20 protein-coding genes are annotated in these 20,843 nt (G+C 66.4%); 10 read left to right on the forward strand and 10 right to left on the reverse strand.

Features of this window, described 5'->3' with window-relative positions:
* Positions 1 to 27: 27 nt before the first annotated feature.
* Positions 28 to 825 (forward strand): maleylpyruvate isomerase N-terminal domain-containing protein, encoded by a 798-nt coding sequence (locus BST13_RS14040; protein ID WP_083164631.1) that lies wholly within the window; start codon positions 28 to 30, stop codon positions 823 to 825.
* Positions 826 to 1,061: 236 nt separating this feature from the next.
* Entirely contained in the window at positions 1,062 to 1,667 is a 606-nt protein-coding gene (locus tag BST13_RS14045) for a TetR/AcrR family transcriptional regulator (RefSeq protein WP_083164632.1), read from the forward strand.
* 44 nt (positions 1,668 to 1,711) lie between these two features.
* On the opposite strand, the gene BST13_RS14050 is transcribed toward BST13_RS14045, so the two are convergent.
* The 3 genes from BST13_RS14050 to BST13_RS14060 are packed head-to-tail and all read right to left on the reverse strand — an operon-like array spanning position 1,712 to position 4,422.
* On the reverse strand, positions 1,712 to 2,410 hold the full coding sequence (locus BST13_RS14050) for an SDR family oxidoreductase (protein WP_083164663.1): 699 nt from the start codon (positions 2,408 to 2,410) through the stop codon (positions 1,712 to 1,714).
* Positions 2,411 to 2,449: 39 nt separating this feature from the next.
* On the reverse strand, positions 2,450 to 3,502 hold the full coding sequence (locus tag BST13_RS14055) for an alpha/beta hydrolase (RefSeq protein ID WP_083164633.1): 1,053 nt from the start codon (positions 3,500 to 3,502) through the stop codon (positions 2,450 to 2,452).
* Positions 3,499 to 4,422, reverse strand: a complete 924-nt coding sequence (locus BST13_RS14060; RefSeq protein ID WP_083164634.1) for an NmrA family NAD(P)-binding protein — start codon at positions 4,420 to 4,422, stop codon at positions 3,499 to 3,501. Before BST13_RS14060 ends, BST13_RS14055 begins: the two co-directional genes overlap by 4 nt.
* A gap of 405 nt (positions 4,423 to 4,827) precedes the next feature.
* On the opposite strand from BST13_RS14060, the gene BST13_RS14070 reads away from it, so the two are divergent.
* The 6 genes from BST13_RS14070 to BST13_RS14095 all read left to right on the forward strand — a co-directional run bounded on the left by BST13_RS14070 (position 4,828) and on the right by BST13_RS14095 (position 9,837).
* Positions 4,828 to 6,330: a helix-turn-helix domain-containing protein gene (locus BST13_RS14070; RefSeq protein ID WP_083164636.1), complete on the forward strand. Its 1,503-nt coding sequence runs from the start codon at positions 4,828 to 4,830 to the stop codon at positions 6,328 to 6,330.
* Positions 6,331 to 6,401: 71 nt separating this feature from the next.
* The gene (locus BST13_RS14075; RefSeq protein WP_083164637.1) at positions 6,402 to 7,448 is read left to right on the forward strand and encodes an aldo/keto reductase; all 1,047 of its coding nucleotides are present in this window, start codon (positions 6,402 to 6,404) and stop codon (positions 7,446 to 7,448) included.
* A 104-nt stretch (positions 7,449 to 7,552) separates the two neighbouring features.
* Positions 7,553 to 8,233: an HD domain-containing protein gene (locus BST13_RS14080; protein WP_083164638.1), complete on the forward strand. Its 681-nt coding sequence runs from the start codon at positions 7,553 to 7,555 to the stop codon at positions 8,231 to 8,233.
* A gap of 121 nt (positions 8,234 to 8,354) precedes the next feature.
* The gene (locus BST13_RS14085) at positions 8,355 to 8,672 is read left to right on the forward strand and encodes an ArsR/SmtB family transcription factor (RefSeq protein ID WP_083164639.1); all 318 of its coding nucleotides are present in this window, start codon (positions 8,355 to 8,357) and stop codon (positions 8,670 to 8,672) included.
* Positions 8,669 to 9,187, forward strand: a complete 519-nt coding sequence (locus BST13_RS14090) for an SRPBCC family protein (protein WP_083164640.1) — start codon at positions 8,669 to 8,671, stop codon at positions 9,185 to 9,187. Before BST13_RS14085 ends, BST13_RS14090 begins: the two co-directional genes overlap by 4 nt.
* 2 nt (positions 9,188 to 9,189) lie before the next feature.
* Positions 9,190 to 9,837 (forward strand): flavodoxin family protein, encoded by a 648-nt coding sequence (locus BST13_RS14095; RefSeq protein WP_083164641.1) that lies wholly within the window; start codon positions 9,190 to 9,192, stop codon positions 9,835 to 9,837.
* Here the strand turns inward: BST13_RS14095 and BST13_RS14100 are convergent.
* From BST13_RS14100 to BST13_RS14115, 4 genes are read right to left on the reverse strand one after another with little or no spacing between them, the layout of a single operon-like run.
* Entirely contained in the window at positions 9,788 to 11,164 is a 1,377-nt protein-coding gene (locus BST13_RS14100) for an FAD-containing oxidoreductase (protein ID WP_083164642.1), read from the reverse strand. The genes BST13_RS14095 and BST13_RS14100 overlap by 50 nt on opposite strands.
* A gap of 2 nt (positions 11,165 to 11,166) precedes the next feature.
* Positions 11,167 to 11,649, reverse strand: coding sequence for a DUF4126 family protein (locus tag BST13_RS14105; RefSeq protein ID WP_083164643.1), 483 nt, complete (start codon positions 11,647 to 11,649; stop codon positions 11,167 to 11,169).
* Positions 11,650 to 11,689: 40 nt separating this feature from the next.
* Entirely contained in the window at positions 11,690 to 12,541 is an 852-nt protein-coding gene (hisG, locus tag BST13_RS14110; RefSeq protein WP_083164644.1) for an ATP phosphoribosyltransferase, read from the reverse strand.
* A gap of 2 nt (positions 12,542 to 12,543) precedes the next feature.
* Entirely contained in the window at positions 12,544 to 12,825 is a 282-nt protein-coding gene (locus BST13_RS14115; protein ID WP_029372976.1) for a phosphoribosyl-ATP diphosphatase, read from the reverse strand.
* 114 nt (positions 12,826 to 12,939) lie between these two features.
* On the opposite strand from BST13_RS14115, the gene BST13_RS14120 reads away from it, so the two are divergent.
* Entirely contained in the window at positions 12,940 to 13,392 is a 453-nt protein-coding gene (locus tag BST13_RS14120; protein WP_083164645.1) for a hypothetical protein, read from the forward strand.
* Here the strand turns inward: BST13_RS14120 and BST13_RS14125 are convergent.
* The 3 genes from BST13_RS14125 to metH all read right to left on the reverse strand — a co-directional run bounded on the left by BST13_RS14125 (position 13,389) and on the right by metH (position 19,540).
* Positions 13,389 to 14,858, reverse strand: a complete 1,470-nt coding sequence (locus BST13_RS14125) for a sugar porter family MFS transporter (protein ID WP_083164646.1) — start codon at positions 14,856 to 14,858, stop codon at positions 13,389 to 13,391. The genes BST13_RS14120 and BST13_RS14125 overlap by 4 nt on opposite strands.
* 96 nt (positions 14,859 to 14,954) lie before the next feature.
* Positions 14,955 to 15,638: an HAD family hydrolase gene (locus BST13_RS14130; RefSeq protein ID WP_083164664.1), complete on the reverse strand. Its 684-nt coding sequence runs from the start codon at positions 15,636 to 15,638 to the stop codon at positions 14,955 to 14,957.
* 161 nt (positions 15,639 to 15,799) lie between these two features.
* Positions 15,800 to 19,540 (reverse strand): methionine synthase, encoded by a 3,741-nt coding sequence (gene metH / locus BST13_RS14135; RefSeq protein WP_083164647.1) that lies wholly within the window; start codon positions 19,538 to 19,540, stop codon positions 15,800 to 15,802.
* A gap of 312 nt (positions 19,541 to 19,852) precedes the next feature.
* On the opposite strand from metH, the gene BST13_RS14140 reads away from it, so the two are divergent.
* Complete coding sequence (locus BST13_RS14140) at positions 19,853 to 20,731, forward strand: PAC2 family protein (protein WP_029372971.1); 879 nt, start codon at positions 19,853 to 19,855, stop codon at positions 20,729 to 20,731.
* Positions 20,732 to 20,843: the final 112 nt, after the last annotated feature.

The following is a 20,843-nucleotide window of genomic DNA, read 5'->3' on the forward strand; positions in this document are numbered from 1 at the left end:
GGTTCCGGCCTTGCATGAGGAGATTCCATGAGCCTGGCAGGAATTGAGGGCATGTGCGCTGCCGCCGCTGACCTCGTCGCGGTAGCGGCCACGCTGACACCGGCGCAGTGGGACACCGACACGGCTGCCGCCGGGTGGTCGGTCAAGGACGTGTTCATCCATGTCGGGACACTGCTGGAGCTGTTGCAGGCCGCGGTCGCCGGAGCCGAGGCTCCGCCGGTCGGTGTCGAAGCGCTCAACGATGCGGTGGTCGCAGCCCACCGCGGCTGGACAACGAAGCAGACCATGGACTTCCTTGCAGCCCAATTGAATTCGGCGGTTCCGGCCTTCACTGCGCTGCAGCAGGAACCGCTGGCCTCCACGCCGGCGCCGATGCTTGATCTGGGTAGCTATCCCCTGCACACCATCGCCGACATGTTCACCTTCGACATGATCACGCACTTGCGGTGGGACGTCCTGGCCCCGCGCGGACCGATCCCCTCGCACCTGGGCCCGCTGGACGAGGTGCGCCTGACACCGGCGGTGTCCTGGCTGATCGGCGGGCTGGCACAGATGCAGCCAGGACTGGCTGCACATGTGCGGGCGCCGATCGCGTTGCAGTTGACCGGTCCGGCGGCCCGCACCCTGGTGCTGCAGGGCAGTACCTCGGGGTTGGTGGTCAAGCACGACCCGCAGGACCTGAGCGACGTGGCGGCGACCATCACATCCCCCACGGAGAACTTTCTGGCCTGGTCCACCAAGCGAGTGCCCTGGTCACCAGTCACCACGGTCACCGGGGACACCACGGTGGCCACCGACTTCCTGGGCTCCGTGAACCTGATCTGAGTGGCGGCACGGACAGCGCCCACGCGAGGTTCGTTGACAGCGGGCATGTTTCGACGCCGACCGTGAATCGGCCCGCGATGGCATGGTGGAGTGTGCGCATCGGCTCGGAGCACGGTGTGGCCCTGGCACTGGAGAATCCGCACTACCGTGCGTCAGATCGGCTGGGCCTGCGCGCGATACGGTGCGCATTTCTGATCATTCAGTCCAGAATCGGTACCAGTGTCTAGCATGGTGCTATGGCCAGACCGCGGGAGTTCAACGAAAACGACGCCCTCGCGGCCGCGCGCGATCAGTTCTGGCGCGATGGCTACGCCGGTACCTCACTGGATGATCTGACCCGCGCGACCGGGATGGGCCGGGGCAGTTTATATGCCACCTTCGAGGACAAGCACACGTTGTTCGTGCGGGCGCTGGAGTCCTACTGCCAGGGAGCGTTGGCACGGGTGATCACCGAGCTGCGCGGCGACGGTGTCGCATCGGCGTTGGACGGCTTGGTCAACCACATCCGCAACGATAGCCGGCGCGGGGTCGCGGACACCCGCAGGCGCGGCTGCTTCATGGCCAAGAGCGCGGCCGAGAAAGCGCCGCAGGACACCGATGTCGCCAAACTGGTGAAAAAGACCTTCGACGCTTACCGGCGCGAAGTGACCGCCGCGATTATCACCGCGCAACGTGACGGGGACCTGGCCGAGACCGCCGACCCCGACGCTCTCGCCGCCCTGATCCTGGCCACGCTGAGGGGGTTGGAGGCGATGCGCAAACTTGGCGCCGCTCCGGCGACCCTGTCGGCCGCGGCCGACCAGCTCGTGGCCGTGCTTCCCATCACCACCCGGGCCGCCTGACGTCGGGCCTGCAAGCCCCGGCGATGGGAGTGTGGAGTGCGGTGCTATCCGACCGACAGGGTCAGTCCTTCGACCGGGCCCGACAGCGCCGCCTTGGCCTGGGTGCTCAACTCGTCCACGAGCAGTTCATCGGCTCCGGCTTCCAGGGCGTCCACGATGCGGCGCGCGACCTCGGCGGGGCTGAGTTTGGGCACCGGAAGTGCCGCGGCCATATCGGTGTCGATGAATCCGGCGTGTACGCCGAGCACGTGGGTGTGCTGCGCGGCTAGTTCGATGCGCAGGGAGTTGGTCAGCGACCACGCCGCGGCTTTGGAGGCACCGTACGCGCCCGCGCCTGCCAGCCAGGACACCACAGAGAGCATGTTGACGATCGCGCCGCCGCCGTTGGCCGCCAGGACCGGCGCGAAGGCCCGCGCCACGCGCAGCGGGCCCACGACATTGGTATCGAAGGTGTCGATGGTGGTGTCCAGAGATCCGCCCAGCAGTGGTTCGAAGACGAAGACGCCGGCGTTGTTGAATACGATCTGGGTATCAGAGGCCGACGCCGCCAGGGCGTTGACCGACTCTGTTGAGCGCACGTCGAGTTCGCGCGGAACCACCGCAGGGCGGCCATCGGAAAACGCGGTGCGCGCGGTCGAGTAGACGGTGTTGGCGCCGCGGTCGATGATCTCCTGCACCAGCGCGGCGCCCAGGCCGCGGGCGCCGCCGGTCACGACGATGTTCTTGCCTGCAATCTCAACCATCGGTGAATCCTTCACTGTCTCATGGGTTGCGGATAATCATCATGGCGCCCTGCCAATCGCACGTAACCAATCGGTAAGTGCAGCATTGGTTTCGGCGGCCTTCTCCAGCCCGACCCAGTGCCCGGCCGGCAAACTGACCTCGGTGAGCTCGCGGCAGTACTGGCGCATCGGTTCGGCCAGCGCTGAGCGGATGGTGTCCGCGGTCGGGTCGTATCGGGATTCCACGAACAGCACCGGCATCGCCAAGAAGCCGCCGTTGACCGCGTCCTCGCTGTAGCGCAGGTTGGCGGTGTGGTGCAAGTAGTAACTGTTCGGCCCGAAGAAACCGTTGGCCCACAGCGTCGACACCAAGTCGGCATAGATGGCGTCGGTGAGGATGCTGGTGTCGCGGTCGACGTCGGGTACCGGTCCCCCGCCGAACCAGCCGCGGTCATGGGTAACCGTGGACCGGGGTGATCGCTCGGTGAGGATGGCCGGGTTTCCCGGCCGGTACAGGGCCCGGACCACGCGGTCAGGGGCGGCATCGAACTGGGCCGTGACCGCGTCGAAGGCCTCCTTGTAGAAGGCCATGTAGTCGAATTGTGCGTACGGGTAACGATCTTCGGGGTATACATCGCGGTTGACGTAGCGCAGCATGGTGTCCAGACCCCGGTCCAGGGTTCGGTACGGAACCACCAGCGCGGCCACCGCGTCGCAGCGATCGGGATGATGGGCGGCCAACGCCCACACCACCGCTGCGCCCCAGTCGTGGCCGACCCACACTGCCGAGGCGCGATTCAGAGACTCCAGCAAGGCGGTCAGGTCGGCGACGAGGTGGCGCAGCGCGTAGGCCTGCGTATCGTGGGGCGCCCAGGACCGGCCGTAGCCGCGCATGTCCGGGGCAATGACCCGGTAGCCCGCACTCGCCAGGGCCCGCAGTTGCGGTTCCCAGGTCGCGGCCGTGGCCGGCCACCCGTGCACCAGCACGACCAGCGGGCCGTCGGTGGGCCCGCACCCCAGATATGACAGGTTGCCGGCGGCGTACCGCTCAAGGCCAGGCCCCGGCTGGCCGGCCGGCTCGGGGGTGCTGTGCTGGGAAGTGCTGGTGCTCACGACTTCTGCGGGAGCTCGTTGCGCAGGGCGAACGGGCCATCGTGCTCGAAGTCGGCACGGTTGGCCGCCACGTACTGCCGGACGGTGAGCGGTTTGTGGCCGCTGATCACCTCGACCAGGTTGTTCTCGCCGGCGAAGATGCCGTTCTGATAGTCACGGGCGACGTTGCTGACGTGCTGGACGAAGAACTCGGTGCGGCCCTTGGCGAGCTGGGCTGCGTCGTAGGCGTCGATGTCGATTTCTTCGTAGCGCACCGGGATGTCCAGTTCGGCTGAGATCTGCTCGGCGATGCCGTAGTGATCGAGTTCCTCGGCGCCGTAGAGCGGGTAGATCTGTCCATCGTGCGGCCGCGGGTTCTGCAGGATCGCGGCGATGACAGCAGCCTGATCAGACCCCGCGATCGGGGCGTGGCGACCGGTACCGAACGGCAGCTGCAGGACACCGTTGTCGGGATTGCGCAGCCAGGTCCACTTCATCCATTCGGCGAAAAAGGTGGGACGCAGGTGCGTGGTGGTGAAGGCGTGCCGGTCCAGTAGCCTCTCAGCCAGCCAATGCTGCTGAGCGGCATGGCTTGTCGCTTCGCGTCGCGCCGAGATCTGAGACATGTTGACGACGGATTTGACGCCGGCCTCGCTGGCGGCCTGGCCGAAGATGACCGTCGCCGGCAGCAGGGTGCCGGGGAACACCGGGTAGCAGAAGTATGCCGCACCCACCCCCGACAGTGCCGAGCCGACCGATTGGAAATCCAGCAGGTCACCTTCCACGATCTCGGCGCCGAGGGCTTCGAGCGCGTCTGATCGTCCGTCACGGCTGTGCACCAATGCGCGGACCCGCCGGCCTGCCTCCCGTAGGAGCTTGACCGCGGGGGCGCCGGTGTTGCCGGTGGCGCCGGTGATGAGGATCAAATCGTCACTGGACATGGATTGCTCTTTCTCTCGGGCCAACACCGCGGCGACGTGCGAGATGCCTTCGCACGGCCCCGTCAAGACAGGGCAGCACCGGTTCAGTACCAGTCATTCCAAAACCAAGGTGACAGTGGGACAGATCACGTTCGGTTGAGGTTGTTGAGCGCCAACCGTTTCCGGTTATGCATCGTGACCCAACCACGCAGGGTCGAATGTGCGATCAGTGCACGGTTGTGTGCGCGCAGTGCAGAGTTGCACCGGGATCGCCGCCCAGCGTCGCGCCGGCCACGCCCGCCGATCTGCCACGACGCGGGAGCCTCGGCAGTCCCCGAGTCGGCGTACATTCTTGACTGATCAGTTCTATGATTGCCGCCATAGGCGCTGTGCACGGGCAGCGCGCGACGGGCAAAGGCCACGGTGATGTCTTTCATCCTCGACACCCAGCAGGTCGACAAAGGTGATCGTGCCGAGTTCGTCCATGAGGCGCTGGGCGCGACGATGGTCCCCATCGAACTGCACTGGATCAACGAGCCCGCCGAAGCCAGCGCACACGGCATCATCACCGATCTGGGTGATCTGACCGTGTGCTGCGGCAACACCACGGCGTTCCGGGTCGAGCGGACCACCGCGCTGGCGCGCGACGATATGGAACCCAGCATCTTCGTCAACGTTCAGATCAGCGGGACCAGCATGGTGGTCCAAGACGGCAGGGAAGTCGTGCTCGAGCCAGGCGCCCTGGCGATCTATGACTCGACCGCTCCCTACACACTGCTCAACGAAACGGGTATGACCGGCGAGTTCTTCCGCATTCCTCATACGGCACTCGCTCTGCCGCACAATATGATTCGACAATCCTGCGCGGTGTCGTTGAGTCCCGGCGATCCTCTGACCACGCTCACCTACGATTACCTGCGCCGGGTGGCTGCCGACCCGGCACTGTTCAGCGCCCCCAACGCCGATCTCATCGCCCATCCCAGCATCGAGCTCGTCCGCGCGGTCATCGCCACCCACCACCGCGCCGACCAGCTGGCCGCGGGCCCTCTGGTCACGACCCTGGCGCTGCGCGTGCTCGACTACGCCGGCGCCCACCACAGTGACCCCGACCTCTCCGCCGATCAGATCGCGGCTGCCCACTTCATCTCCCGCCGCCAGCTCTACAAGGTGCTCGCCGAGGCGAATGTCAGCCTCAACGACTGGATCCGCACCCATCGCCTGGAAGCTTGCCGGCGCGACCTGACCATGCACACCCACAGCATCGCCGCGATCGCAGCCCGGCACGGTTTCACCAACATGTCGAGCTTCAGTCGCGCGTTTCGCGACGCGTTCGGCCAGTCCCCCACCGAATGGCGTGACCGGCACGCCGCACGAGCGTTGCGCCTGCGCGCCGGTACCCCAATCGCCACGGCGCCGAGCACGAGACCGACCAGCACGCCCGCCTCCGTCCAGTCATCCCCGGAAACCGATCAGCGTCCCTCACCGCACACGCCCACCGGCGGCGATCCTGCACCCACCGCGTACCCGCTGCAGCCCACCCTCGACTGGATGCGCCAACACGCCGCAGACCCACTGGACCTGCAGGCCATCGCCAAACACGCCGCGGTGAGTCGCCGCACCCTCAACCGTCAGTTCCGACAGCACCTGAACACCACACCACTGGCGGTGCTGGCGCAGATGCGCGTCGACCACGCCAAGACCCTCCTGGAAACAACCAGCCTCCCGGTGGACCGCATCGCCGAGCAATGCGGGTTCGGCTCATACGCCTCGATGCGCTACCACTTCACCCGCATCGTCGGGGTCGCTCCACACCACTATCGCCATGGCGACAAGCCGTCCCCGCCCACACGGTCTGGTGAAAACGGCCAGACGTTAGCGCGGCGCGTCCACCTGGAGACTGGTGCACGCGACTCCGGTGCATGGCACTGAGCGTCGGATCGGTTGCGGCCCAGCAATGTTCGCCGCCGTCATCACCTCGACAGTCAACGGAAAGTGCACTCATGCGATACACCACCTTCGGCGCGCGTACCGGTCTACGCGTCTCTGAACTCGCGCTCGGGACCGCCAATTTCGGCACCTCGTGGCCCACCGGGGCCAGCTTTGCGGACGCCAAGACCATTTTCACCATCTATGCCGAAGCCGGCGGCATCTTCATCGACACCGCCGATGTCTACCAGTTCGGGCAGGCCGAAACCTACCTCGCCGACCTACTCGGCGACGAACGCGACAACTTCGTGCTGGCAAGCAAATTCACCCAGGGAGACCGCCCCAATCCTGGAGTGCTGCGCACCGGCAACAGCCGCAAGACCATCATCAGCGCCGTGGAAGCCTCCCTGCGCCGACTGCGCACCGATCGCCTGGACCTCTACTGGGTGCACTGGCCCGACTTCGTGACCCCGATCGACGAGATCATCGAGACCCTCAGTCTGCTCATCACGACCGGCAAGATCCTGCACGCGGGATTCTGCAACTTCCCCGCCTGGCGCGTCGCCCACGCGGTCGCCCTCAGTGCCCGCAGCGCCGACATCATCGCCATCCAAACCGAGTACAGCCTCGCCGAACGCAGCGCCGACCGCGAACTGCTGCCCATGGCCGACGCTCTGCACCTGGGGGTTGCTCTCTACTCACCGTTGGGTGGAGGACTCCTCACCGGCAAATACCGCCACAGCAGCGAAGGACGCTTGAGCACGCTGGGCTCGGTGATCCAGCGCGAAGACAGCGACCAGAAGAGCGCGGTGGTCGATGCCGTCGTTGCCCTGGCCACCGACCTCGGGTGCTCACCGGCCCAGGTGGCCATGGCCTGGGAACTCGAACATGCCCGCCGAGCCGCCACCGCCGTCGTGCCCATCATCGGCCCGCGCACCCCCGCTCAGCTCGACGACTACCTCGGCGGCCTGCACGTCACCCTCGACGACGCCCAGTTCGCGCACCTCTCGGCGGTCAGCGCCCCGCACCTGGGCGCACCGCATGACCAGGCCGCCGCCAGCGCCGACGCCAACCGTGGCAGCACCGCAGACCAGTTCCTCCTCGGCGCCCCGCAGCCCTGAAAACTCCGGCGACCAGATGTTGACACACCGTGGCCATCTGCGCTCTAGCGTCACCGACCCGCCGTTGTGCAGGGTGATCCCATGACACGCAGGAACCCGACTCGATGACCGACGACGCACCCTCAGCGGCAACATGGAGCTTCCCTGACTCCGAGATCAGCACCGCCGCACTGACACTCATGCTGCAGATCTCTCCGGAGTTCATCGCCAACCACAACCAACGCAGCTACGTCTTCGCCCGAGAACTGGCCGCGGCTAAAGGCCTGCGCGCCGGCGCCGACTATGACGACGAACTGGTCTTTCTGGCCTGCATCCTGCACGACCTCGGCGTCACCGACTACGGCAAAGGCACCCAGCGCTTCGAAGTCGACGGCGCCGACGCCGCCGCGCGGTTCCTGCGCGACCACGCCCTGCCCGAGTCGGACATCACCACCGTGTGGCAATCGATCGCCTTGCACACCAGCCTCGGGCTGGCTCACCGGTTCGGGGCCGACCAAGCCATCACCCACTGGGGCATCTCCGTCGATGTCGACGGCCGCGAAAAAGACTTCCTGGCAGACGGTTTCGCCGACCGGGTGCACGCCGCCTGGCCACGCCACGACCTGCCCTACGCGATGGCCGACCTGATCGCCGCCGACATCGCCACCACTCCGAGCAAGGGGCCGCCCTTCACCTTTCCCGGCCACGTCGCCGAGCTGCTCAACGGACCCGTCCCGTCGTTCTTCGACGTCGCGGCCCACAACGGCTGGAACGACCAGCCCACAGCTCAGACTCCGCAGCCCTAGCGTCGTCGGCACCCACGAAACGTCAGCTATCTCGGTTGCAGGCGCCCGCACTGCCATTGGGACCACCCTGTACCCACTATATTCCCTTGCATCTATATAGATGCAGTGCAATACTCGACGCATGGACGTCTTCGAGGCCGTCGCCGAACCCAGCAGGCGCGCCCTACTCGACGCGCTCACCGACGGTGAGCGCACTGCCGGTGAGCTGGTCGCCACACTGCCCGGGCTGACCCAGCCGACCGTGTCGCGACACCTCAGGGTGCTGCGTGAGGTCGGCCTGGTCGAGGTCCGGCCCGATGCGCAGCGGCGTATCTACGCGTTGCGCGCCGACGGCCTGGTGCAGATCGACGCGTGGATCGAGCGGTACCGCCGCTACTGGACCAACCATCTCGATTCCCTCGAAGCCCACCTCAAAAAGACCCACAAGGAGACCAAATGACCGCCCGTGAAGGAAAACTCACGATCGAGGGCGACCGGGCCGCGCTGAACTTCGAACGGCGCCTGCCCTATCCGGTCGAGACAGTGTGGGCCGCGATCACCGAACCGGAGCAGCGCAACCAATGGATGGGAGAAACGACGATCGACGCCAGGGAAGGCGGCACGATCGAGATGATCCCGCACTCGCCACCGATCCCGCCGCAGCAGAAGAAGATGACCGGCCGGATCCGGGTGTGGGATCCGCCAAGGATTTTCGAGCACGAGTGGAATCAGGCCGTGCTGTCGGCCCCCGAAGCCGGCGTCGTGCGGTACGAACTCAGCCCGGACGGCGACGGCACACTGCTGCGGTTCAGCCACCGTGGGCTCACCGTCCGCGACGGCCACGGTTTCCATCCCGGTACCCACGCCTATTTGGATCGGCTGGAAGCTCACCTGGCAGGCAACGAACTCCCCGACTGGGGGCGGCGGTATCAGGAAGTGGCAGCCACGCTAGGGCACAAATGGGAAGGGAAATAGTCATGTCTCACAACGGTTCCGATGTCGCGGCGCCCACAGTGGCGGTCGTATACCACTCGGGTTTCGGGCACACCGAAACCCTCGCCCGCGCGGTGGCGGCCGGTGCGGCCGAAGCCGGAGGCGACGTCAGCCTCGTCGCGGTCGGCACCATCACCGAGGCCCAGTGGGACCTCCTCGACAATGTCGACGCCATGATCTTCGGTACCCCCACCTACATGGGCAACGTGTCGGCCGGGTTCCAGGCGTTCGCCGAGAAGACCGGACGGCGGTGCGTCGACGGCGCCTGGCGCGACAAGGTCGCGGCCGGGTTCACCAACTCCGGAGGCAAGAGCGGCGACAAGCTGAACACACTCAGTTCCCTGGCGGTCTTCGCCGCCCAGCACCACATGCATTGGGTGAACCTGGGTTTGGGCCCCGGCTGGAATACCTCGTTCAGCAGCGAAGCCGATCTCAATCGGCTCGGCTTCTTCTTGGGCGCAGGCGCTCAGACCAACGTGGACGCCAACTCCGACCAGGTGCATCCCTCCGATGCGCAGACCTGCCGTCATCTCGGCGCGCGCGTCGCACAGGTGACCCGTCAATTGAACATCGGCCGCAGCCTCAGTCCAGCGGCTGCAAGTCCTGCAGGAGCGTCGGCACCAGCTCACTGACCGTCGGGTGGATGTGCATGGTGCGCGATATGGCGGTGTAGGGCAGTTTGGCGGTCATGATGTCGAGGATGCTGTGGATGACCTCATCGCCGCCGACCCCGAGGATGGCGGCACCGAGGATCTCCTCGGTCTCGGCGTCGACCACCACTTTCATGAAGCCCTGCGTCTCCCCTTTTTCCACCGCGCGACCCACCCGGGTCATCGGGCGTTTGGCCACCAACGCTTTTCGTCCCGATGCCCGCACCTGGTCGACGGTCAGGCCGGCCCGGCCCAGCGGCGGATCGATGAACAGCGCATAGGTGGGGACGCGATCGCTGACCCGGCGCGGATCGTGGTCGAGCAGATTGGCCGCCACGATCTCGTAGTCGTTGTACGAGGTATGGGTGAAGGCCCCCTTGCCGTTGCAATCCCCCATCGCCCAGATGTGCTCGGCGCTGGTGCGCAGCTGGTCGTCCACCACGATGTAGCCGCGCTTGTCGGTCTGCACACCGGCGTTCTCCAGGCCGAGATCGTCGGTGTTGGGCACCCGGCCGACTGCCACCAGTAGGTGCGTTCCCGCAATCGCCGCGGCTCCGTCGGCCGGTACCACCTCGAAGCCGTTGTCCCGCTTGGTAAACCGGATGCCGGTGGCATTGAGCACGATGTCGATGCCCTCGGCGTGGAGGATGTCCTTGATCGCGGCCGAGACATCCTCGTCCTCACGGGAAGTCAGCCGCGGCCCGCGCTCGACGATGGTAACCCTGGCCCCGAAGCGCCGGTACATCTGGGCGAACTCGAGAGCGATGTAGCTGCCGCCGATGATGACGAGGTGCTCGGGCACCGAATCCAGTTCCAGGATCCCGACATTGGTCAGATAGTCGATGCCGGCCAGGCCCGGAAAGTCGGGAGCCACGGCGCGGCCGCCCACATTGAGGAAGATCCGATCCGCACGCAGCAGCCGGCCTTCGACCTCCATGGTGTGTTGATCGACGAACCGCGCGTGGCCCCGGATGAGCGACGCCCCGTCCATGTCCTGCAACCAGGCCTCCACGCCGTGCCGGTCGTCCTCGATGATGCCGTCCTTGCGGGCCTTCACCTTGACCATGTCGACGGCCACTTCGCCTGTGCTGACACCATATTCGGCGCCCCGGCGGGCGATGTGCGCGGCATGGGCACTGGCCACCAAGGTCTTGGTGGGGATACAACCCGTGTTCACACACGTACCGCCCACGAGCTTGCGCTCGATCACGGCGACGGTGCTGCCTGCGGCGGTGAGTCGCCCGGCCAGCGACGGGCCGGCCTGCCCGGCACCAACGATGATGGCGTCGAACCGCTCTGGCTCGGCCATGGCTATACCACCGCGGTGAGCGCCGCGACTGCGAAGCCACCCGCCACCGCGACGACATCCTCCACGAGGGCGACCGGCAGATCGCGACCGCCGGTAGCGGCGACCAGGCGGGTGCGGGCCTCGTAGCCGCCCAGCGTTCCCAGCACCGCACCGATCATGCCCGCCCCGAGCCCACCGAACGTGTGCCCCCAGGCCGTACCGATCACCGCGCCGGCGAACGCTCCGACGATCAGCCTCGCGAGGAACTGGACCGGGGTCTTACGACTCGGCGTCTTGGGGAGCTGATCGGTAATGAGCTCGACCACAAGGAGAATGGTCAATACCGTGACTGTGATCGGATGCGCCAGCCACTGCGCCCAGGTCCCGTCCAGATTGATCCAGCGCAGGAAGGCCGCCCACGCCAGCACAGCGGGCGGGGTCAACGCCCGCAATCCGGCCACCACCCCGATGAGCAGCGCCAGCAGCAGAACGAGGTAATGGGTCATGCCCGGACGCTAACACGCACAGCGTCCGGGCACCGGGTGATCAGAAGCGGCAGAACCTTATGTCAGACGCGAGAATCGCCTTGGCGCCGATAGCCGCGAGCTCGTCCATGATGGCGTTGACGTCGCGGCGCGGGACCAGGGCTCGCACGGCCGCCCATTCCGGATCGGCCAGCGGCGCAATGGTCGGCGATTCCAGACCAGGGGTGACCGCCATGGCGTCGTCCAAAACCGCACGCGGGCAGTCGTAGTCGAGCATCAGATACTGCTGGCCGAAGACCACGCCCTGCACTCGGGCAGTCAGCTGATCCCGCGCGGCCGCGTTCTCGGCCGAGGCACCGTCGCGTTCGATCAGCACCGCCTCCGAATCACACAGCGGCGCACCGAAGGCCACCAGATCGTGCAGCCCCAGGGTGCGGCCCGAGCCCACCACGTCGGCGATGACGTCGGCGACGCCGAGCTGGATCGAGATCTCGACCGCGCCGTCGAGCCGGATCACGGTGGCATCGATTCCCTGTGCCGTCAGGTCTTTGCGCACCAGGTTGGGAAACGACGTGGCGATGCGCTTGCCCGCCAGGTCCGCCGTCGTCCACTCCCGGCCCGCAGGCGCGGCGTAGCGAAAGGTGGAATTGCCGAAACCGAGCGACAACCGCTCACGCACCGGGGCATCGGAATCCGCGGCCAGGTCACGCCCGGTGATGCCGAGATCGAGCTGACCGGACCCGACATAGACGGCGATGTCCTTCGGTCGCAGGAAGAAGAACTCGACGTTGTTGTTGGGGTCGACGACCGTCAGGTCCTTGGGATCGCGCCGTCGACGGTAACCAGCCTCGGACAGGATCTCGGCGGCCGACTCGCTCAGGGCACCTTTGTTGGGAACAGCGACGCGCAGCATGCTCACAGCTTCCGGTAGACGTCGTCGAGGGTCAGGCCGCGGGCGAGCATCAGCACCTGCGTCCAGTACAGCAACTGGCTGACCTCCTCGGCCAGCGCCTCGTCGCTCTCATGCTCGGCGGCCAGCCACACCTCGCCGGCTTCCTCCAAGATCTTCTTGCCGAGCCCGTGCACCCCGGTGTCCAATGCCGCGACGGTGCCACTGCCTGCGGGCCGGGTGCGGGCCTTCTCGCTGAGCTCAGCGAACAGGCCGTCGAAAGTCTTCACGGGCATGGATTGTTTCATGGCCCGCCGGTAATCCTGCGTTGGCCCTGGTCACCCGAATGGTGCACGGCCGGGCATCGAAAACAGACCACTTTTGTGCACGGTAGGACGCCGAACCTGGGGTGCAATAGAGGGGTGAGCGATCCAGCCGACCGTCCTCTGCCGACGTACACCGCACGGGTGGCAGCGATCAGCGCGATCCTGGCGAAGCACCTGCCGCTCGACGGCCTGGTGCGGAAGAACCCGGTGGCCAACCCGCTCGCGCCGTACCCGTCCTTGATGGCGGCTTGGGGCCCGGACACCTCCGCAGCGGCGACGGTGACGATCTCTGTCCATCCCGTCGACGACTTTGCCGAAGAGGTCGCGCTGTTGCGGTCCACGGCGGGCGACATCGCCTACGAGGTGCCCTGCCGGGACCCCGGTACCTACGCGTTGGTCCAGAAAGACCCGGCGGCCGTGTGGGTCGTGGCGACCGGTTGCGAGGTCCGTATGAGTCACACCGGCATGGACCCGGCCACCCTGGTGGAGCCCGCGATGGACGTCGCGATCAGCGTCGGGTGGACGGACTTCGTCGACGACACGCGTTAGGAGTTCACCGCGGGGTTGTGCTCGTGATGCGGGATTTCGCTCTGCATGTCCTCAAGATGTTTGCCCTTGGTCTCCTGCACCCAGCGCGACACGAACACGAACGAAAGCACCGCGCATACCGCGTAGAAGCCGTATGCGACACCGAGCGAGAAGGCGCCGAGCGCGGGGAACGACGCCGTGATCAGGCAGTTGGCGATCCACTGCGCGGCAGCGGCCAGCCCGAGGGCCGCGGCGCGGATGCGGTTCGGGAACATCTCGCCGAGCAGCACCCAGACCACCGGTCCCCACGACATGCCGAACGCCACCACGAACAGGTTCGCCGCCACGAGTGCGATCCACAGCGGGGCTCCGGTCGGATGAGGCGCACCATCGACCACCGGAGCGGTGCCGAAGATCACCGCCATCGTGCCGAGGGTGACCGCCATACCGGCCGATCCGACCAACAGCAGCGGCTTGCGTCCGATCCTGTCGATCAGTGCGATCGCGACGAGCGTGGTCGCGATGTTGGTGACCGACGTGATCACCGTGATCTTGAATGCCTGGCTCTCGTCCAATCCTGCCGCCTGCCACAGAATGTTCGAGTAGTAGAAGATCACGTTGATGCCGACGAACTGCTGGAAGACCGACAGGCCCACGCCCACCCAGACGATGCCGTAGAGGCCACCGGTCGGCTTGCGCATATCCGCCCATGACGGTGGCTTCTCGGACTTGATCGACTCCTGGATGCGGGTGATCGTCAGCTCGAGGTTCTTCTCCCCCAGCAGCATCGTGAGCACTTTGCGGGCTTCTGGAATCCGGTACGTCGCAACGAGATAGCGTGGCGACTCGGGGATCGTGTAGGCGAGCACGCCGTAAAGGACGGCGGGCACGGCCATCATGACGAACATCCATCGCCAGGCCTCCATCCCCAGCCACAGTTCCTTGTCAGAACCGCCGGCGAGATGAGCCAACAGCGCGTCGATGGCCAGCGATACGAAGATGCCGCTAACGATCGCCAACTGTTGCAATGAGCCCAGCCGCCCGCGGATCCGCGGCGGCGACGTCTCGGCGATGTAAGCGGGCGCGATCACCGATGCCACGCCGACGCCGATGCCACCGATGACGCGGAATGCCCCGAACATCCAGACGTTGGCGGCCAGGCCGGTGCCGAAGGCGCTGATGAGGAACAGCACCGCGGCGATCTTCATCACCGAGAGCCTGCCGATCTTGTCGGCCAGCCGTCCTGCGACGAGCGCGCCGGCCGCAGCACCGATCAGTGCCGCCGCGACGGCGATACCGGTGACGAGCTTGCTGATCTCGAACTGTTCTTCAACCGCCGAGACCGCGCCGTTGATCACGGCACTGTCATAGCCGAACAGCAGGCCACCGAGGGCGGCCACCGACGCGATGCGGACCACCCTGCCGCTGTGTTCGGATTCCTCGTAGTCGAGGCCCGACGTGGAATCGCCTACCGGCCCGTGCGTCATGACAGGTCCTCCCGCAGCGTCGCGTGATCTGTGCCACATCACAATCGCACAGTCGACCTGCCGATAGGGGCGAAATCCGTGCCGGTGATTGACGCGTCAGGCGCTGCGCTGACCGCGCTCGCTGTCCAGCTCGGCGTGGATCGTCTGAAGATCGGCCACGTCCAGCCGGCTCAGCGATTCGACGTGCTTGCGACGCGGCCCCTCGGGAACCGCCATGTCGTTGGGCACCACCAGTACGGGGCAGCCTGCGGCCTCGGCGGACGCGGTGCCGGTGACCGAATCCTCGATGGCCAAACAACGGCTCGCGGGCAACCCGAGCAGTTCGGCCGCACGCAGATACGGGTCGGGAGCCGGCTTGCCGCTCGGCACCTCGTCACCGCAAACCGTCACCGAAAAATAATGGTGGCCAATGCTTTTCAGAGCCCGCTCGGCGAGGTCGCGCCGGGTGTTGGTCACCAGCGCCATCGGGACACCCGCGGTGAGCAGGGCATCGAGCAGTTCCTGCGCACCGGGGCGCCACGGCAGGCCCTGCTCGAACAGATCACCTGTGTAGTCGTGCAGCCAGTCCGCCGACTCCGCCATCGCGGCCGGATCAGGGTCGAGTCCCATGTCGTCGTAGACGATCTGCATCACCGTCTCTGCCGAGCCACCCAGCGTCGACTCCCTCACCTCGGGAGTGAGCACGGCACCCATCCGCGCATAGAGCGCGTGCATCGAGACGTCCCAGAGTTTTTCGGAGTCGACCAGGGTGCCGTCCATGTCCCACAGCACCGCTTTCACCCGGCGATTCTCGCACAGCAGCCACCTGCCAGTCACATCGCGCGACCGGCCGCCAAACCGGCTCGCACCACCGGAGTTTCGGTGGATACGAGCACGGCCTCGCGGAAACCCTTACAGCCGTTGACGTTCCACTGGCAGCCGGCCGCCGGCCGAGGTAGGGCTCAGTCCTCCGGGTTGTAGCCGAGGTTGGAGGAGAGCCAGCGCTCGGCCTCCGGCAAAGTCCAGCCCTTGCGCTTGGCGTAGTCGGCGACCTGATCCTGCGCCAGCCGGCCGACGACGAAGTACTGCGACTGCGGGTGCGAGAAGTACCAGCCACTGACGGCCGCACCGGGCCACATCGCCATCGACTCGGTCAGCTCGATGCCGGTGCGCTCACGGACGTCCATCAGCTTCCAGAGGGTTTCCTTCTCGGTGTGCTCGGGGCAGGCCGGGTAGCCGGGAGCGGGGCGGATTCCCACGTACTTCTCGCCGATGAGTGCGTCGTTGTCCAGCTGCTCGTCGGGCTGGTATCCCCAGAACTCCTTGCGGACGCGTTCGTGCATCCGCTCGGCGAAAGCCTCGGCCAGGCGGTCGGCGAGCGACTCCAGCAGGATCGCGCTGTAGTCGTCGAGGGCCGCCTTGAACTCCATGATCTTGTCCTGGCTGCCGAGCCCGGCGGTGACGGCGAAGGCGCCGACGTAGTCCCGCAGACCCGTGTCTTTGGGGGCGATGAAATCACCCAGCGACCGGTTCGGGATGCCGTCGCGATGCTCGCCCTGCTGGCGCAGGTTGCGCAGCGTCGTGAGCACCTCGGAACGGGTCTCGTCGGTGTACACCTCGATGTCGTCCCCGACGGCGTTCGCCGGGAAGAACCCGATCACCCCGTTGGCGGTGAGCCACTTCTCCTTGATCAGGGTGTCGAGCATCTCCTGGGCGTCGTCGAACAGTTTGCGGGCAGTCTCGCCCGTCGCCGGGTTGTTGAGAATGTCGGGGAAGCGACCCTTCATCTCCCAGGCATTGAAGAACGGCTGCCAGTCGATGTACTCGCGCAGCTCCGCGAGGTCGTAGTCGTGGAAGTCGCGCACGCCGAGACCCTGTGCCGGGACCGGCGGCGTGTAGCCGTCCCACTCGATGGGCGTCCGGTTGGCGCGGGCCTTTTCCAGCGTCAGCATCGGCCGCTCGTGCTTCTGGGCGTGCCGTTCGCGCAGCGACGCGTAGTCGGCCTCGGTGGCCTCCAGCAGGGCCGGTCGTTGCTTGTCGTCGAGAAGCGCAGCCGCAACGGGCACCGAGCGTGAGGCGTCCTTGACCCAGACCACCGGACCGCTGCGGCGCGGCGCGATCTTCACGGCGGTGTGCGCGCGTGAGGTGGTCGCGCCCCCGATCAGCAGCGGGATCTCCATCCCCTCGCGTTCCATCTCGACGGCGAAGTTCACCATTTCGTCCAGGGACGGGGTGATCAGTCCGGACAGCCCGATGATGTCGGCATTGTGCTCCTTGGCCGTGTCCAGGATCTTCTGCGCGGGCACCATCACACCGAGGTCGATCACGGTGTAGTTGTTGCACTGCAGCACGACTCCGACGATGTTCTTGCCGATGTCGTGGACGTCGCCCTTCACGGTCGCCATCACGATGGTGCCGTTGGTGTTCTCGGCATCGCCGGGCTGCTTCTCGGCCTCGATGTAGGGCAACAGGTAGGCGACGGCCTTCTTCATCACGCGGGCCGACTTCACCACCTGCGGCAGGAACATCTTGCCCGAGCCGAACAGATCGCCGACGACGTTCATGCCGTCCATCAGCGGACCCTCGATCACCTCGATCGGCCGCCCGCCCGCTGCGGCGATCTCGGCCCGCAATTCCTCGGTGTCCTCGTCGACGTGCGCATCGATGCCCTTGACCAGGGCATGCGTGATCCGCTCGCGGACCGGCAGACCGCGCCACTCGGCCGCCTGCGGATCCTCGGACTTCCCTTTGCTGTTGAACCGTTCGGCGATCTCCAGCAGCCGCTCGGCCGCATCTTCGCGACGGTTCAACACGACGTCCTCGATGCGGTCCCGCAGCTCGGGGTCGATCGAGTCGTAGGGCACCAGCGCGCCTGCGTTGACGATGCCCATGTCCAGGCCGGCCTTGATGGCGTGGAAGAGGAACACCGAGTGGATCGCCTCGCGAACCGGGTTGTTGCCGCGGAACGAGAACGACACGTTGGAGATGCCGCCGGAGATGTGCACCCCGGGCAGGTTCTCCTTGATCCAGGCGCAGGCCTCGATGAAGTCGATCCCGTAGGTCGCGTGCTCCTCGATGCCGGTCGCCAGCGCGAAGCAGTTGGGATCGAAGATGATGTCCTCGGCCGGGAAGCCGACCTCCTCGGTCAGGATCCGGTAGGCGCGGCCGCAGATGTCTTTGCGGCGCTGCAGGTTGTCGGCCTGCCCCTGCTCGTCGAAGGCCATCACGACGACGGCGGCGCCGTACTTGCGGCACAGCCGGGCCTCGCGGATGAACTTCTCCTCGCCCTCCTTCATGGAGATCGAGTTGACGATCGGCTTGCCCTGCACGTTCTTCAGGCCCGCCTCGATGACCTCGAACTTGGAGGAGTCGATCATCACCGGCACGCGGCTGATGTCGGGCTCGGCCGCGATCAGCTTGGTGAAGCGGTCCATCGCGGCGACGCCGTCGATCATGCCCTCGTCCATGTTGATGTCGATGACCTGCGCACCGACCTCGACCTGCTGCAGGGCCACCGACAATGCGGTGTCGTAGTCCTCGGCCTTGATGAGGTTGCGGAACCGGGCGGAACCGGTGATGTTGGTGCGCTCACCGATGTTCACGAACAGGGAGTTGTCATCGATGTTGAGTGGCTCCAGGCCCGCGAGTCGGGTGGCGATCTCGATCTCCGGGATCTGTCGCGGCGGCTTGCCCTCGACAACTTTGGCGATCTCGGCGATGTGCGCCGGTGTCGTTCCGCAGCAGCCGCCGACCAGGTTGACGAAACCGGCCTCGGCAAATTCGGCGACATAACCCGCCTGACGCTTCGGGGACTCGTCGTACTCGCCGAAGGCGTTGGGCAGGCCGGCGTTCGGGTAGCAGGAGACGAAGGTGTCGGCGATCCGCGACATCTCGGCGATGTAGGGCCTCATCTCGGGCGCGCCGAGGGCGCAGTTGAGGCCCACCGCGAGCGGCTTGGCATGCCGGATCGAATTCCAGAACGCCTCGGTGACCTGACCGGACAGCGTCCGCCCGGAAGCGTCGGTGATGGTGCCCGAGAGGATCACCGGCCAGCGACGGCCGCGGTCTTCGAACAGCGTCTCGATGGCGAACACCGCGGCCTTGGCGTTCAGCGTGTCGAAGATCGTCTCGACGATGAGAATGTCGGCACCGCCGTCGACCAGGCCGTTGGCGGCTTCGAGGTAGGCGGCGACCAGCTGGTCGTAGGAGACGTTGCGGGCTCCGGGGTCATTGACGTCCGGCGAGATCGACGCGGTGCGCGTCGTCGGCCCCAGCGCCCCGGCGACGTAGCGGGGCTTGTCCTGCGTGCTGAACTCGTCGCAGGCTTTGCGGGCCAGGGCAGCGCCTGCGTAGTTGAGCTCGTAGCTCAGCTGTTGCATGTCGTAGTCGGAGAGCGAGACGGCGTTCGCGTTGAACGTGTTGGTCTCGAGGATGTCGGCGCCCGCCTCGAGGTACTCGCGGTGGATGCCCTCGATGATCTGCGGCTGCGTCAGGTTGAGCAGGTCGTTGTTGCCCTGAACCGGGCTCGGCCAGTCCTTGAACCGCTCGCCGCGGTAGCCGGCCTCATCCGGACGGTCGCGCTGGATCGCAGTACCCATCGCGCCATCGATGACCATGATCCGCCGGCGCAGAGTTGCCGCCAGTTCGTCGGTGCAGTCCGGGCGGATGTTCGGCTCGAAGGCGTTCACATGCTCTCCTTCCATAACGGAAGGCGTCCTTGACTCTGCCGAGCGTGGCGGATACGGGCTGAAACCCGGAACCGTTGCAACGCCTCTCGACCAGAAGAGTCTACGTCGTCACCAGACAGACGTATGGACGCCCAACCCGTCGTCGTCACCGGGCCTAACCAGATGGCAGCCGCACGTATTTCGCGTAGGTGCGACGGTCACCAGCATTCACATCAACAGGGTAGTTGGTCTATGCAACCCGCTTGTTGGCGCGACCGGCTCAGCGGCGCGAAATGACCCGTGGCGACAAGGCGCTCATCGCCCCCACGCAGGGCTTACGCTGGCAGTGTGACACCGTCGTATCCGAGCGGAGGTAGGCCGTCCGACCTGCCCGAATTGCAGAACGCCATCGTCGTTGCGGCGTTCGAAGGATGGAACGACGCCGGTGACGCGGCCAGCGACGCGCTGGACCACCTCGATGCGATCTGGGAAGCCGAACCGATCGTCGAGATCGACGACGAGGCCTACTACGACTACCAGGTGAACCGACCCGTGATCCGGCAGATCGACGGCGTGACGCGGGAGCTGGTGTGGCCGTCGATGCGCATCTCGCACTGCCGTCCGCCGGGCAGCGAGCGCGACGTGGTGCTCATGCACGGTGTCGAGCCGAACATGCGGTGGCGCACTTTCTGCGCCGAGCTGTTGGCCATCGCCGACAAGCTCAACGTGCAGACCGTGGTGATCCTCGGTGCGTTGCTGGCCGATACGCCTCACACCCGCCCGGTGCCGGTGTCGGGTGCCGCGTACTCGTCGGAGTCGGCCAAGTTCTTCGGGCTGGAGGAGACCCGCTACGAGGGCCCGACCGGCATTGCCGGGGTGTTCCAGGACGCGTGTGTGCAGGCCGGTATCCCGGCGGTGACGTTCTGGGCGGCCGTGCCGCACTACGTGTCGCAGCCACCCAACCCCAAGGCCACCGTGGCGTTGCTGCGCCGCGTCGAGGACGTGCTCGACATCGAGGTGCCGCTGGCCGACCTGCCCGCGGCCGCCGAGGAGTGGGAGCAGGCGGTCACCGAGATGACGGCCGAGGACGACGAGATCGCCGAGTACGTGCAGTCGCTGGAGGAACGCGGCGACGCCGAGGTCGACATGCACGAAGTGCTGGGCAAGATCGACGGTGACGCCTTGGCGGCGGAGTTCGAGCGGTATCTGCGTCGGCGCGGCCGGTAAGCATGCGGCCGAGTGGCCAGTTGTGCCACGCGATCCGGGCTGTTGCGGAATCGTGTGGGGGTCAGTGCAACGGATCTCGTCAGTGGTGGCGGGTGGCCGGGCCCGAGGTCGG

Origin of the sequence: Mycobacterium aquaticum, from assembly GCF_002086485.1 — a bacterium.
GTDB lineage: Bacteria > Actinomycetota > Actinomycetes > Mycobacteriales > Mycobacteriaceae > Mycobacterium > Mycobacterium aquaticum.

Coding starts and splice junctions, on each gene's coding strand:
- BST13_RS14040 (WP_083164631.1), top strand. CDS start 28: ATGAGCCTGGCAGGAATTGAGGGCATGTGCGCTGCCGCCGCTGACCTC.
- BST13_RS14045 (WP_083164632.1), top strand. CDS start 1,062: ATGGCCAGACCGCGGGAGTTCAACGAAAACGACGCCCTCGCGGCCGCG.
- BST13_RS14050 (WP_083164663.1), bottom strand. CDS start 2,410: ATGGTTGAGATTGCAGGCAAGAACATCGTCGTGACCGGCGGCGCCCGC.
- BST13_RS14060 (WP_083164634.1), bottom strand. CDS start 4,422: ATGTCCAGTGACGATTTGATCCTCATCACCGGCGCCACCGGCAACACC.
- BST13_RS14070 (WP_083164636.1), top strand. CDS start 4,828: ATGTCTTTCATCCTCGACACCCAGCAGGTCGACAAAGGTGATCGTGCC.
- BST13_RS14075 (WP_083164637.1), top strand. CDS start 6,402: ATGCGATACACCACCTTCGGCGCGCGTACCGGTCTACGCGTCTCTGAA.
- BST13_RS14080 (WP_083164638.1), top strand. CDS start 7,553: ATGACCGACGACGCACCCTCAGCGGCAACATGGAGCTTCCCTGACTCC.
- BST13_RS14085 (WP_083164639.1), top strand. CDS start 8,355: ATGGACGTCTTCGAGGCCGTCGCCGAACCCAGCAGGCGCGCCCTACTC.
- BST13_RS14090 (WP_083164640.1), top strand. CDS start 8,669: ATGACCGCCCGTGAAGGAAAACTCACGATCGAGGGCGACCGGGCCGCG.
- BST13_RS14095 (WP_083164641.1), top strand. CDS start 9,190: ATGTCTCACAACGGTTCCGATGTCGCGGCGCCCACAGTGGCGGTCGTA.
- BST13_RS14100 (WP_083164642.1), bottom strand. CDS start 11,164: ATGGCCGAGCCAGAGCGGTTCGACGCCATCATCGTTGGTGCCGGGCAG.
- BST13_RS14105 (WP_083164643.1), bottom strand. CDS start 11,649: ATGACCCATTACCTCGTTCTGCTGCTGGCGCTGCTCATCGGGGTGGTG.
- hisG (WP_083164644.1), bottom strand. CDS start 12,541: ATGCTGCGCGTCGCTGTTCCCAACAAAGGTGCCCTGAGCGAGTCGGCC.
- BST13_RS14115 (WP_029372976.1), bottom strand. CDS start 12,825: ATGAAACAATCCATGCCCGTGAAGACTTTCGACGGCCTGTTCGCTGAG.
- BST13_RS14125 (WP_083164646.1), bottom strand. CDS start 14,858: ATGACGCACGGGCCGGTAGGCGATTCCACGTCGGGCCTCGACTACGAG.
- metH (WP_083164647.1), bottom strand. CDS start 19,540: ATGGAAGGAGAGCATGTGAACGCCTTCGAGCCGAACATCCGCCCGGAC.